We start from the raw sequence: 13,321 nt of genomic DNA on the forward strand, positions 1-13,321 counted from the left end.
CGGTTCTGGTGCAAATAGGCTCGGCGAATCGGTTAAACCGAAGTTCCCCCATCCACCCAAGCCACCAAGCGGGTGCAAGCCCCCGTGTTTCAAGGCATCCGCGCTTTCGAAGCCCTTCCTGTGGATTACAAAATGTAGTCACTAAAATTTCTTGAAATCTACGCAATATTACCTATATTTGTTCTATGGCAAGCAGGACTGGAACCGCTCACGTCGTCACCACAACGCGCACTTACAAGGGCACGGTGTACCGCACGCACCTGCTGCGACGTAGCTACCGCGAGGACGGCAAGGTCAAGAACGAGACGCTGGGCAACCTCTCGCATCTGCCCGAGCCGCTGATCGAGATCATTCGGCGCTCGCTGCAGGGCGAGACGTTCGTCCCGCTGGGCCAGGCGTTCGAAGTCACCGGCTCCCTCGCTCACGGCCATGTGCAGGCCGTTGAGTTGGCGATGCAGCGCCTGGACTTCGCGTCGCTGCTGGGCAGCAAGCCCTCACCTGAGCGCGAACGGGTGCTGGCGATGGTGGCCGCGCGCATCGTGGCGCCGCACACAAAGCTGGCCACCACGCGCTGGTGGCACACCACCACGCTGGCGACGGACTTCGGCGTGGCCGACGCGAACGAGGACGATCTGTACGCGGCGATGGACTGGCTGCTCGCGCGCCAGGACGCGATCCAGAAGAAGCTCGCCGCGCGGCATTTGAGCGCCGGCGGCCTGGTGCTGTACGACCTGAGTTCGAGCTACTTCGAGGGCACCACCTGCCCGCTGGCCCGGCTGGGCCACAACCGCGACGGCAAGAAGGGACTGCTGCAGGTCAATTACGGACTGCTCACCGATGCGCGGGGCTGCCCGGTGGCGGTGTCGGTGTATGAAGGCAACGTGGCCGACAGCAGCACCTTCCTGCCCGAGGTGCAGCGCCTGCGCGAGAGCTTCGGCGTCGGGCAGCTGGTGATGGTCGGCGATCGCGGCATGATCTCCAGCAAGGCCATCGACGAGCTGCGCGAGACGCAGGGCATCGACTGGATCACGGCCTTGAAGAGTGCATCGATCCGCGCACTGGTCGAGCAGGGCCAACTGCAGCTGGGGCTGTTCGATGAGCACAACCTCATGGAGATCGCCTCGCCGGAGTATCCCGGCGAGCGGCTGGTGGCGTGTCGCAATCCGCAGCTCGCGACGCTGCGAGCGCACAAGCGGCAGGACCTGCTCGCTGCTACCGAAAAGAACCTGCAGCAGATCAAGGAACGCGTGGAAGCGGGCAGACTCAAGGGCGCCGATGCGATTGGGCTGCGCGTGGGCAAGGTGGTCAACCAGTACAAGGTGGCCAAACACTTTGAACTGCAGATCAGCGACGGGAGCTTCTCGTTTACGCGCAAGCACGAGGCGATCGCCGCGGAGGCCGCGCTGGACGGCATCTACATCATCCGTACTTCGGTCGAGGCCACGCGCATGGAGGCGGCCGAGTGCGTGCGCAACTACAAGGCGCTGGCCAACGTCGAGCGGGCCTTCCGCAGCCTCAAGACGGTGGACCTGAAGGTGCGCCCAATCCACCATCGCACGGCTGCTCGGGTGCGCGCGCACATTCTGCTGTGCATGCTCGCCTACTACGTGGAATGGCACATGCTCGAAGCCTGGCGCGAACTGATGTTCGCCGACACCGACCTGGCGGCCAAGGCCACGCGCGACCCGGTGGCGCCGGCGCAGCGCTCGCAGCAGGCGCAGGAGAAGGTGGTGAGTCGCACCGTGGCGGATGGCTCGCCCGTCCACAGCTTCTCCACGCTGATGGCCGAGCTGGGCAGCATTGTGCGCAACACCTGCCGCACACCAGGAGCTGGCCCCGAGGCGCCGACGTTCGACATCATCACCACGCCCAATGTGACGCAGCGTCACGCACTCGATCTGATCAGACGGATCCACCCGTAGACAGAAACCGGATCTCCGAATTTATGCCGGTGCCTGTGGCACGGGGGCAAACTCGCCCGGCCAATACTGGAACTTCGGGTTAAAGTATCCAGCCTAACAATCTGGTGGTCGGTGATGAGCAAGCGCAAAGGCCTGGAGGCGTTGTTTGATGGGCGGCATTTTGATCGGGAGGTCATCATTCTCTGCGTGCGCTGGTACCTTCGCTACAAGCTCAGCCTGCGCGATATCGTCGAGATGATGGCCGAGCGCGGTTTGTCGCTGGTGCACACCACGATCATGCGTTGGGTGAAGCGCTTCACGCCGGAGTTCGTCAAGCGTTGGAATCGTTTTGGCATACCCACAGGGCCGTCATGGCGTGTTGACGAAACCTACCTGAAGGTTCGTGGCAAATGGGTTTATCTGTACCGTGCAGTAGATCGAGCCGGCCAGACGGTAGACTTCATGCTCAGAGCAAAGCGCGACGTGGCCGCGGCCAAAGCCTTTTTCAGCAAGGCAATCAAACATCAGGGCCAGCCGCCGGAGACGATCACGCTCGATGGGTATGCCGCCTCGCACCGCGCCGTGCGCGAGATGAAGGCCGATGGCCTGCTGCCTGAGGACACGAATATCCGGTCCTCGAAGTACCTGAACAATCTGATCGAGCAGGACCATCGAAACATCAAGTCCAGAACGAACGTGATGCTCGGTTTCAAACGATTCAGGAATGCCGTGACCACGATTTCAGGCATCGAATTGATGCATCGCATTCGCAAGGGTCAGTTCAACTTCTCCATGCTCGGGCTTAGAGATACAGCTGCGCTCGCTGTCTGGAATGCTGTCCTGTTCAATCGATAAGGTATCCATATCTATTGGAAAAATCTCGGCCTGACCAGCCATTTGCACCAGAGCCCAACGCGGCAACCGGCAAGAAGCTCGATAAGTCCAAGGTGAAGTGAACGTGCGTTGACAAAAACCTTGCGCAATCGCGCGGATCGGTGAATGATCGGACAAGCGGCCCCGCCAGTGCCATTGCTGGCGGGGCCGCTTGTTCCTTTGCGTTCTGACATTCACGTACTGATCATGCCGACTTCATCCGCCACTACCGAACCCGTTTCCTACGCTGTGCCCTGTCCGGTTGTCGAATCGCTCGACGCCATTCTTCCTGAAGAGCCGTTGCTGATGATGGGTGCCGGCCCCGTGCCGATTCCTGCGGCGGTGGCCAAGGCCAATACGGTGGTGATCAATCACCTGGGCAGCACGATGGTGAAGGTGATCGGCCAGGTGAAGACCATGGCGCGCTACGTATTTCAGACAAATTCGAAGTGGGTGCTGGGCGTAGCGGGACCGGGTTCCGCCGCGATGGAAATGGCGATCTCCAACCTCGCGTGGGAAGGCACGCGGGTGCTGAGCATCAAGAATGGTTTTTTCAGCGAGCGGATGGCGGAGATGGGTCGGCGCGTCGGCGCACACGTCGTCATGCTCGATGTAGAAGACGGCGCGGTGGCGAGCCTCGAAAAGGTTGCCGAGGCGATTCGCCGCGAGCGGCCGGAGATTGTCACGGTGGTGCAGGGCGAGACGTCCAACACCGTGTGGAACCATCATTTGAAGGACATTGCGGCGCTCGCGAAAGCAGCCGGTGCGCTGGTTATTGTCGACGCCGTGTGTACATTGAGCACGATGCCGCTGGAGATGGACGCGTGGGGGATCGACGCGGTGATTACGGGCGGGCAGAAGGGTTTGTCTTCGATCCCGGGTGTTTCGCTGATCGCGTTTTCGGATGAGGCATGGGCGCGGGTGAAAGGCCGGACGGCGCCGAACGCGCATTGGTGTCTCGACGCTTCGCTTGCGGAGAATTTCTGGCACAACGCGGGGTATCACTACACGGCGCCCGTGTCGGGTGTGCTGGCGTTGCACGAGGCTTTGCGGCTTGTGTGCGCTGAGACGCTTGAGAAGCGCTTCGCGCGGCATTTGAAGTGCTCGGTGGCGCTTCAGGCTGGGATTACGGCGCTGGGTTTGCAGCTTTATGCGCCGGCGCATTGCCGGTTGAACTCGGTGGTTGGGATCGTTGTGCCGGAACGCTTGAGTCCTGCCGATATTTGCGGCCATATTTCTCGGCAGCACCAGGTGGAAATATCGGGTTCGTTTGGTTTGCCAATCGTGCGGATTGGGCAGATGGGGGAGCAGTGCCGGGAGCACAACCTGTTCCGGACATTGCATGCGCTTGGGCGGACGATGGTGGATCTGGGGGTTAAGGTTGAGTTGCCGGCTGGGGTGGCGGCGCTTGAGCGTGGGTTGTCGGAAGGGAAGTAAAGGTTTTTGCCTGGTCGGCGCTTTTGGGTTGTTTGCTTGTGGTGTTGGCCTTTCCTTGTTTTCTTAGTGGTCTATTAGTGTCGCCCCTGTGCGGGGCAATGCTCTCAACTTAAGCCCCACTGCATCAGGCGAGTTTGTACGCGAGATGGAAGTGGGGCTTGGCTTTTCTGGGTGGCCTTGGATAGGAGCGTGAGGGCTGTATCCGGCATCGGGTCTGGTGGATCATTTCCAGCACACCGGCAAGGCCGTCCAGACAGCGCCGGATGCGCAGAAGGCACGCGCCGAGGATGGGCTTTAGTGCGCCCAGTGCGTACACCCGGTTAGGACGGCTGGCATGTCTGTCGTCGTGCGGCGCATCGAGATCGCTGAGCAATGTACACAGGTTGTCGGCGAGGATTTTTGCACCGAAGTCCTGCTGCAATGCCAGGTAATCGAGGCCTGTAACGGCTTCCAGCCTGAGACGGTGCTTGAGTCGTTTGAACGCCTCCTCGACCCGCCAGCGCTGGTGATAGAGCGCGCCGAACGATGCGGCCGGATAACGCTCGCCATCGAGCAGCGAGGTCATCAGCACACGCACGCGCCCGCCTGGCGTGACGTCGCGGATCAGCCGCACGGTCGTCGGCGTACGCGCCAGTTCATAGTCGCGGGCATCCAGTTCGCTGGGCGCCTCCAGTGTCACGACGCGCTCGGCTTTACCGCTGCGGGCAAAGACGGTGACGCACTTCCAGTTACGCGCATCCACGCGCATGCAGAACGGGATCTCGCGCTGCGCGAGCGCCGCCACCATCGCGTTGCCGATATAGCCGCGATCGAGCAGCAGCAGGTCGGTGCGCGGCTGCAGTACATCGAGGGCTTCGAACAGCATCTGCCGCTCGCCGCCGTCGGCGGGATGAAGTGCGGCGTGCAGGGTCAGTTCGGAGCCCGGCAGGAACAGCGCAAACGCGTAGTGATCGGCGCGCAGTTCATGGCCGCGACGCGTGCCTACACGCAGGCGACTACCGTCCGCTGCGACCAGTCTCAGCCCGTTCCAGCGCATCGAATCGATATGGGGTTGGGCCAGTGAAATCAGGCGGGTGCGGGCCAGTTCGAACAGTTCGGCAGACAGTCCCTGTCGCGCCTTGCTGAAGGCCTGTGCGCTGACAGCGCGGGTGCGTCCGCCGCTTCCCAGTGCGCCGAATAGCGCGTCAAGTTCGGTCTGCACGCTGGCGCACATGCCAGACATCATCAGCGCGGCCATGCGCGGCAAGGTCAGTCTGCGATTGCGGGTAAAGGCGGTGGGAGAACGACGCACGCGATCGGCGAGCGCCGGATCGAGCAGGAAATCGGAGAACTCAGCCAGAAACCGCGAGGACGCTGGTATTTGAGTTCATATCGTTGATTTATCAGTGAGTTATGCGATGAAGTTTACAGGGGCAATGCCTCGTTTACAAGCCCTTTAAGGCTTAAGTTGAGAGCATTGCCCCGCACAGGGGCGACGCTTATAGACCACTAACAAAACAAGGAGAGGCCAAAGATTCCAGATCAAGGAAAGGCCAACACCACAAAAACACAGACAAACAAAGCGCCGAGCAGGCAAAAAACCTCAGGTCGCCGCAGGCGCATTAGGCGCCCTCGAATTCCGCAAATACATCATCGTCGACAGCACGACAGCCAGTGCCGAAGCCACCGCTGCAAAAAGAAACACCTGCGCGTAGCCGAATTCTCCAGCGATATACCCGGCCAACGGCCCAGTAATCCCCAACGAGAGATCAAGAAACACAGAATAAGCCGACAACGCCGCCCCACGACTAGCAGGCGGCACCAGTCCAACCGCTTCAACACCGAGAGCCGGGAACACCAAAGCAAACCCAAACCCGGTCAACGCCGCCCCAGCGAGGGCAATATGCGGCTCAGGCGCGAGCCACAACATCAACAACCCGGCGCACTCAAACGAAAACGAAGCAATCGCAACGCGAAACCCACCATAGACCTTGATCGTATTGGCGAACAACAAACGCGCACCGATAAACAGCGTGCCGAAAACCGTCAACGACAAAGCCGCATTAGGCCAATGCCGAGCGGCATAAAACAGCGTGATGAACGTCGCAATCGATCCAAAGCCGGCCGAGCCCAGCGCCAACCCGATCCCATGTGGCAGCACCCGCGTCAACACGCTCCGGTACGACATCCGCTCGCCATGCACAACCGGCACCGGCGCAATAAGCCGCGCCAGATAAAAACCGAGCCCCGCCAGCAGAATCACCAGAATGCCCAACGCGGCGAACCCGACCGAGTGCGCAATCGCCACCCCGAGCGGCGCGCCAACCGCGAGCGCGCCATAAGTCGCGATGCCGTTCCACGAAATCACCCGGGCGTTGTTGCTGGTGCCCACGCGGCCGATGCCCCACAGAATCGCCCCGGTGCCGCACAGGCTTTCGCCGAACCCAAGCACAAGGCGGCTGCACACCAGCAGCCCCAGGCTCAACACCGGCCAGCGCCCGCACAACACGGCCGCCAGCAACAAGATCCCGCTCGCGCCGCAACCCAGCAAGCCGATGGAGACCGTCCGCTTCGGCCCCAGCGTATCCGCTGAGCGGCCGGCGAGCGGCCGCGAGGCGAGCGTCGCCAGGTACTGCACGCTGATCGCCGCGCCAGCCAGGATCGCGCTGTAACCCAGGTCGTCGTGGACGTAGCCCGGCAGCACCGCGAGCGGAATTCCGATCGTCAGATAGCAAAGAAACGTGAAAAAGACGACCGGAATGATCTGCATGGTCGTCGAAAATTCGCTGCGAGGTGTCGCTGAGTCGGTAGACATGGGGAAAACGAGACTTGAAAACGGCGGGAAGGCGTGATTTTCCCATGGAACCGATTCCCTTGCAGGAGTTGCTTAATAATTTCGGCGACTAAAAAAAGGTGCCGGAGTCATATAGTGGTTGGTTTTCACCCCGCGCGAGCGGTGTTTTCATGCGAAGCGAGCCTGGACGCTTCAATCGATATTGGCAATATATCAACAATATTTATAAAAATGCGGTAAAACGGCCATATCAACATAAGCCAACCGACCCTCAAACCCATCTCTATATCGTTTCGCGGATATGTCCCGCATGCGATCCCCGCTATGGGTTGTATTTATTGATGGTGATAGTTTTCGAACCATCATCGCAGCACGTCCCAACGGACACAGAACATTGAGAGTAACGAGACATGACTGAGCCGATTCGCTTCTACCATCGCAACGCGATCCGTGAGATCAAGGATGCGCCCGTCACCCGCACCGTCCTGCAGTATTTGCGCGAGGACGCGCATTGCACCGGCACCAAGGAAGGTTGCGCCGAAGGCGATTGCGGCGCGTGCACGGTCGTGATCGGCGAGCGCAACGAGGCGGGCGGCGTCGATTTCAAGGCGGTCAACGCCTGCATCCAGTTTGTGCCGACGTTGGACGGCAAGGCGCTCTACACCGTCGAGGACCTGCGTCAGCCGGACGGCTCGCTGCACCCGGTGCAGGAAGCAATGGTCGAGTGCCACGGTTCGCAGTGCGGTTTCTGCACGCCGGGTTTTGTGATGTCGATGTGGTCGCTCTATGAGAAGCACGGCCACGAACATAGCTGCGCGAACAAGACCGTGCCGTCGCGCGACGCGATCAGCAACGCGCTGACCGGCAATCTGTGCCGCTGCACAGGCTACCGTCCGATCGTCGACGCGGCTGTGCGCATGTTCGAAGCACCCGCGCCGAAAGCGCCGGTCAATGTCGAGGCGCTCTCGAAAACGCTTGCCACGATCGAGCGCAAGGACACCTTCCACTATCAGCACGCCGGCCAGCAGTTCGACGCGCCGCGCACCGTCGCCGCGCTCGCGAAAATCAAGGAAGCCGAACCGGCTACCCGCATCCTCGCCGGCAGCACGGACATCGGCTTGTGGGTGACCAAGCAGATGCGCGAACTCGGCAACATCGTCTACCTCGGTCAGATCGCCGAACTGCAAAAGCTCGAAACCAATGACGAGTGGATCGAGGTCGGCGCGGGCGTGACCGTCGAAAAGGCCTACGCGGAAATTGCGAAGCAATATCCGGAACTCACGGAAATGTGGCAACGCTTCGCGTCGCTGCCGATCCGCAATGCGGGCACGCTCGGCGGCAACATCGCCAACGGTTCGCCGATCGGCGATTCGATGCCTGGCCTGATCGCGCTCGGCGCCCATGTGATCGTGCGCGGCGGCGAGATCGAACGCGAAATGCCGCTTGAAGACCTGTACCTCGCTTATCAGAAGAAGGACATGGCGGAGCATGAGTTCGTGGTCGGACTCAAGGTGCCGACCCGCACCGGCGCGCGCAAGAACCTGCAGTTCCGCACCTACAAACTGTCGAAGCGTTTCGACTCGGACATCTCGGCCGTGTGCGCCGCGTTCTCCTTCATCGCCGACGGCAACGTGATCCGCGAGCCGCGCATTGCATTCGGCGGCATGGCCGCCACCTCGAAGCGCGCGACGCACGCTGAAGCCGTGTTGCGCCACGCCGAATGGCACGAAGCTACCGCGCAGGCCGCGATGCTCGCGCTCGGCAACGACTACGCGCCGCTGTCCGACATGCGCGCGACCAGCAACTATCGCCTCGAAGCGGCGAAGAACACGTTGTACCGCTTCTGGCTCGAAACGCGTCCGAACAATCCGCTGCCCAAGGGCGCACTGGATGTTCGCGCGGTTGCCGCCGCCTGCGCCCCGGCCGGCGCGAACGCCTGAACGCGGCAAGAATACGGAGAACACAAGAATGAATCAGCATGCCGAACCGTTCCTGAAAGACCTTCAGGATCTCGACGACTTTACCCAGGTCCACATCTCGCGTCCGCACGAGTCCGCGCATTTGCACGTCAGCGGCCGCGCCACTTACACCGACGACATCCCGACGCTCGCCGGCACGCTGCACGCCGCGCTCGGCCTGTCGCCGAAAGCGCACGCGAAGATCGTCTCGATGTCGCTCGACAAAGTGCGCGCCACGCCCGGCGTGGTCGCGATCTTCACCGCGGACGATATCCCCGGCGTGAACGACGTCGGCCCGATCATCCACGGCGACGATCCGATTCTCGCCGACGGTCTCGTGCAGTATGTCGGCCAGCCGATGTTCATCGTGGTCGCGACCTCGCATGAAATCGCGCGCCTCGCCGCGCGCCGCGCTGAAGTCGTCTACGAAGAGTTGCCCGCCATTCTCACCGCGCAACAGGCTCGCGCAGCAAATCAGCACGTCCTGCCGCCGATGAAGCTCGCGCGCGGCGAAGCGGGCACAAAGATCGCCCGTGCGGCGCGTCGCGAAGCTGGTGAGATGCTGCTTGGCGGCCAGGAACAGTTCTATCTGGAAGGCCAGATTTCGTACGCGGTGCCGAAGGACGACGACGGCATGCACGTCTATTGTTCGACGCAGCACCCGACCGAAATGCAGCACATGGTCGCGCACGCTTTGGGCGTGGCGTCGCACAAACGTGTTGATCGAATGCCGCCGCATGGGCGGCGGATTCGGCGGCAAGGAGTCGCAATCGGGTCTGTTCGCGTGCTGCGCGGCGCTCGCCGCATGGAAGCTGCTGTGCCCGGTGAAACTGCGTCCGGACCGCGACGACGACATGATGGTCACCGGCAAGCGTCACGATTTCCACTACACGTATGAAGTGGGCTACGACGACAAGGGCGTGATCGACGGCGTGAGCGTCGACATGACCTCGCGTTGCGGCTTCTCCGCCGACCTGTCCGGTCCGGTGATGACGCGTGCGCTGTGCCACTTCGACAACGCGTACTGGTTGTCCGACGTATCGATCGACGGCTTCTGCGGCAAGACCAACACGCAGTCGAACACCGCGTTCCGTGGCTTCGGCGGTCCGCAAGGCGCGTTCGCGATCGAGTACATCATGGACAACGTCGCGCGTTCGGTGGGCGAAGATTCGCTCGATGTGCGCCGTCGCAATCTGTATGGCAAGACCGAGCGCAACCAGACGCCGTATGGTCAGGTGGTCGAAGACAACGTGATTCACGAGCTGATCGACGAACTCGAGGCGACCAGCGAATATCGCGCGCGGCGCGCGGCGATCAACGAGTTCAATGCGAACAACGAGGTGCTGAAGAAGGGTCTCGCGCTCACGCCGGTCAAGTTCGGCATCGCGTTCAACGTGACCCACTTCAACCAGGCCGGCGCGCTGGTGCATATCTACACCGACGGTTCGGTGCTGGTGAACCACGGTGGCACCGAAATGGGCCAAGGGTTGAACACGAAGGTCGCCCAGGTCGTCGCGCATGAACTGGGGATCGGCTTTAACCGCATCCGCGTCACGGCAACGGACACAAGCAAGATCGCCAATACGTCTGCGACGGCCGCGTCGACCGGTTCGGACCTGAACGGCAAAGCGGCGCAGGATGCCGCGCGCCAGTTGCGCGAACGTCTGTCGGTCTTTGCTGCCGAGCGTTTCGGCGCAGGGCAGGTGGCCGCCTCGGAAGTGCGTTTCGTGCATGACCGCGTAGTGGTCGGCGAGATGATCGTGCCGTTCGAAGAAGTGATCGCGAAGGCCTACGTCGCGCGTGTCCAGCTCTGGTCGGACGGCTTCTACGCAACGCCGAAGCTCTACTGGGATCAATCGAAGCTGCAAGGCCGGCCGTTCTATTACTACTCGTACGGCGCGGCTGTGTCGGAAGTGGTGATCGATACGCTGACCGGCGAAATGCGCGTGCTGCGCGCGGACGCTTTGCATGACGTGGGCGCGTCACTGAACCCGGCGCTCGACGTCGGCCAGGTGGAAGGCGCGTTCATCCAGGGCATGGGCTGGCTCACGACCGAAGAACTGTGGTGGAACGCCGGCGGCAAGCTGATGACGCACGCGCCGTCCACCTACAAGATTCCGACGGTCAACGATACGCCGCCTGATTTCCGCGTGCGCCTGTTCAAGAATCGCAATGCGGAGGACAGCATCCATCGTTCGAAGGCGACCGGCGAGCCGCCGCTGCTGCTGCCGTTCTCGGTGTTCTTTGCCGTGCGCGATGCGGTCTCGGCAGTGGGCGACCATAAGGTCAATCCGCCGCTGAATGCGCCCGCGACCAGCGAGGAAATCCTCAAGGCAGTCGGCGCGGTGCGGGCAGCAACCGTGGCGGCGCGGCAGTAGGCGTTGCGATGAACGCGTGACGCTGGCGTAAGCGCGGCGCCACGCCGGAGATTGCGGAGGAACTGGCGGTCGCCGCTAGAACCTTCGGTGCAGCCGGCGGCCAACTGCCGCGAGCAGCCGTTAGAAACCGCCGGGCAGAGTAATCGTGCAAATATCGAAACCAACTGGATTGATCGCCATGAACGATTTTTCTTCCGTTCAGATCGGCCGGCGCGGCACCGTGGAAGCGGCGCGTCCGGCGCCCATGCACATCGTGCTGTTCGGCGCGGGACATGTCGGCCATGCGCTCGTCAGGCTGCTCGGCAGCTTGCCGTGCGTCGTCCAGTGGGTCGACGAGCGCGACGAACTGTTCCCCGACGAAACGCCGGCCAACGTGCAAGTCGAAGCAACCGATACGCCTGATGCAATCGTCGATACGGCGCCGCCCGGCGCGTATTTTCTGGTGATGACGCATAACCACGCACTCGATTTTTTCGCTCGCCGCGCGCATCATGCGGCGGCGCGATTTCACCTACTTCGGTATGATCGGGTCCAAGACAAAACGCGTGAAATTCGAGCGTCGTTTGCTGGATCGAGGCGTGGAGCTGGATCGGCTGGTGGAGATGACGTGCCCGATCGGCGTGGGCGGGATTGTCGATAAGGCGCCCGCGTCGATCGCAGTCGCGGTGTGTGCCGAGTTGCTGCAGATTCGTGGGCGCGAGGCGCGGGCGCAAGCGGTGACGCAGAAGCTCTGCGCGAGCGTGTGAGCGGGTGGGGCGCTTAGCGTACGAGGTTCAACGCGAGACCCACAACACAAGGCGCCCACCATAAAGCGCACACGCCCCCAAACACCAAACCACAACGTCAGTCCACCGCGGCTGACGTTTCCTTTTGCGGCGGCCGTTTCGCACGCCGCGCCTTCTGCGCGACCAGCGCGTCCGACACTTGCGACATCAACGTACGCAGCCAGCCGACATCGCTCGGCCGATCCGGCTGCGGATGCCACAACTGATAACACTTGATGCGGGGAAACGGAATCGGCACGTCGACCACCGCGAGCGGCAGGATGCTCGCGTAGTGCGTCGCGAACCGGCGCGTCGTCGTGAAAATCAGATCCGACTGCAGCAGCGTTTGTGGCACGAGGCCGAAATACGGCAGCGTGGCGACGATGCGCCGCTCGGCGCGAGCCCGTGCGAATCCGATGTCGACGGCGCCGCCGCCCGCGCCGCTATAAGGCGTCGGCGCGAGATGCGGCGCGGCGAGATACGCTTCGCGTGTGAGCGGCGCGCGTGCGAGCGGATGGTCGGCGCGCATCAGGCACACCACCGTATCTGAGAACAGGTCGCGGCGCTCGAAACGCGGATCCGGCTTCGGCCAGTTGCCGATCACCAGGTCGAGTTCGCCCGCATCGAGCGCTGCCGAATGGTCGAGCATCGGGCTCAGCGAATCGATCTCCAGACGCGCATGCGGCGCCGCCTCGCGAAACTGCGCGATCACGGTGGGCATGAAGAAGTCGTTCAGATAATCCGGCGCGGCCACGCGGAAGGTGCGGCGCGAGCGCCCCGGATCGAAGTCGCCGTGCGGCGTCGCCACGAAATCGACTTCGCGCAGCACGCGTTGCGTCGAGGCCAGCAACGATTCGCCGTATTCGGTCGGCACCATGCCCGACTTGCCGCGCACGAGGATCGGGTCGTTCAGCGTTTCGCGCAGTTTGCGCAGCGCGGTGCTGATGGCGGGCTGGGTCTGGTTCAGACGCAGCGCGGTTTGCGTGACGCTGCGCTCGACGATCAGCGTGCGCAGCACGCGCACGAGCCAGATATCGAGGGAGGCGGCGGAGTCGTCCATGGTTTAGGCGAGGCGGTGCAAGCAGGTCGGGCCCGGATGAAGCGTCGTACGGAGCCGCCCGCGAGCCGGATCGCGAGAGCGGGGCACAAAGGTTATAACCTTAGGCCCGTTTGCGGTGTGACGGCCATAGCGGGCGCGGTATGGCCGGCATCAGGACAGCCTTTTTGCCGCGATCAC

7 protein-coding genes and 2 pseudogenes are annotated in these 13,321 nt (G+C 62.3%); 6 read left to right on the top strand and 3 right to left on the bottom strand.

Annotated elements, in window-relative coordinates; genetic code table 11:
- The first annotated feature begins 185 nt into the window (after window positions 1-185).
- The 3 genes from B0G76_RS38120 (at window position 186) to B0G76_RS38130 (ending at window position 4,211) form a co-directional block, all read left to right on the top strand.
- A complete protein-coding gene (locus tag B0G76_RS38120; RefSeq protein WP_120290496.1) occupies window positions 186-1,922 on the top strand; it encodes an IS1634 family transposase in 1,737 nt (578 codons plus the stop codon).
- Between the two features lie 114 nt (window positions 1,923-2,036).
- Window positions 2,037-2,756, top strand: coding sequence for an IS6 family transposase (locus tag B0G76_RS38125; protein ID WP_120297824.1), 720 nt, complete (start codon window positions 2,037-2,039; stop codon window positions 2,754-2,756).
- A 225-nt stretch (window positions 2,757-2,981) separates the two neighbouring features.
- A complete protein-coding gene (locus tag B0G76_RS38130; RefSeq protein WP_120298096.1) occupies window positions 2,982-4,211 on the top strand; it encodes an alanine--glyoxylate aminotransferase family protein in 1,230 nt (409 codons plus the stop codon).
- Window positions 4,212-4,335: 124 nt separating this feature from the next.
- Here the strand turns inward: B0G76_RS38130 and B0G76_RS38135 are convergent, their stop codons facing one another.
- The gene (locus B0G76_RS38135; RefSeq protein ID WP_310793961.1) at window positions 4,336-5,571 is read right to left on the bottom strand and encodes an IS4 family transposase; all 1,236 of its coding nucleotides are present in this window, start codon (window positions 5,569-5,571) and stop codon (window positions 4,336-4,338) included.
- Window positions 5,572-5,793: 222 nt separating this feature from the next.
- Window positions 5,794-7,005 carry an MFS transporter gene (locus B0G76_RS38140; RefSeq protein ID WP_120297825.1) on the bottom strand — a complete coding sequence of 404 codons (1,212 nt, stop codon included), beginning with the start codon at window positions 7,003-7,005 and terminating at the stop codon, window positions 5,794-5,796.
- A 389-nt stretch (window positions 7,006-7,394) separates the two neighbouring features.
- Here B0G76_RS38140 and xdhA point away from each other — a divergent pair, with 389 nt between their 5' ends.
- From xdhA to xdhC, 3 genes and pseudogenes are all read left to right on the top strand, one after another.
- Window positions 7,395-8,924: a xanthine dehydrogenase small subunit gene (gene xdhA, locus B0G76_RS38145; RefSeq protein WP_120297826.1), complete on the top strand. Its 1,530-nt coding sequence runs from the start codon at window positions 7,395-7,397 to the stop codon at window positions 8,922-8,924.
- Window positions 8,925-8,952: 28 nt separating this feature from the next.
- Window positions 8,953-11,320 (top strand): annotated as a pseudogene (xdhB, locus tag B0G76_RS38150) (xanthine dehydrogenase molybdopterin binding subunit).
- A 178-nt stretch (window positions 11,321-11,498) separates the two neighbouring features.
- A pseudogene (xdhC, locus tag B0G76_RS38155) lies at window positions 11,499-12,066 on the top strand (xanthine dehydrogenase accessory protein XdhC).
- Window positions 12,067-12,163: 97 nt separating this feature from the next.
- On the opposite strand, the gene B0G76_RS38160 reads toward xdhC, so the two are convergent.
- On the bottom strand, window positions 12,164-13,144 hold the full coding sequence (locus tag B0G76_RS38160) for a LysR substrate-binding domain-containing protein (protein ID WP_120297827.1): 981 nt from the start codon (window positions 13,142-13,144) through the stop codon (window positions 12,164-12,166).
- Between the last annotated feature and the right edge of the window lie 177 nt (window positions 13,145-13,321).

Source organism: Paraburkholderia sp. BL23I1N1 (genome assembly GCF_003610295.1).
Lineage (GTDB): Bacteria > Pseudomonadota > Gammaproteobacteria > Burkholderiales > Burkholderiaceae > Paraburkholderia.

Excerpts from the sequence above, each read along its gene's own strand:
- B0G76_RS38120 (WP_120290496.1), top strand. The coding sequence starts at position 186 with ATGGCAAGCAGGACTGGAACCGCTCACGTCGTCACCACAACGCGCACT.
- B0G76_RS38125 (WP_120297824.1), top strand. The coding sequence starts at position 2,037 with ATGAGCAAGCGCAAAGGCCTGGAGGCGTTGTTTGATGGGCGGCATTTT.
- B0G76_RS38130 (WP_120298096.1), top strand. The coding sequence starts at position 2,982 with ATGCCGACTTCATCCGCCACTACCGAACCCGTTTCCTACGCTGTGCCC.
- B0G76_RS38140 (WP_120297825.1), bottom strand. The coding sequence starts at position 7,005 with ATGTCTACCGACTCAGCGACACCTCGCAGCGAATTTTCGACGACCATG.
- xdhA (WP_120297826.1), top strand. The coding sequence starts at position 7,395 with ATGACTGAGCCGATTCGCTTCTACCATCGCAACGCGATCCGTGAGATC.
- B0G76_RS38160 (WP_120297827.1), bottom strand. The coding sequence starts at position 13,144 with ATGGACGACTCCGCCGCCTCCCTCGATATCTGGCTCGTGCGCGTGCTG.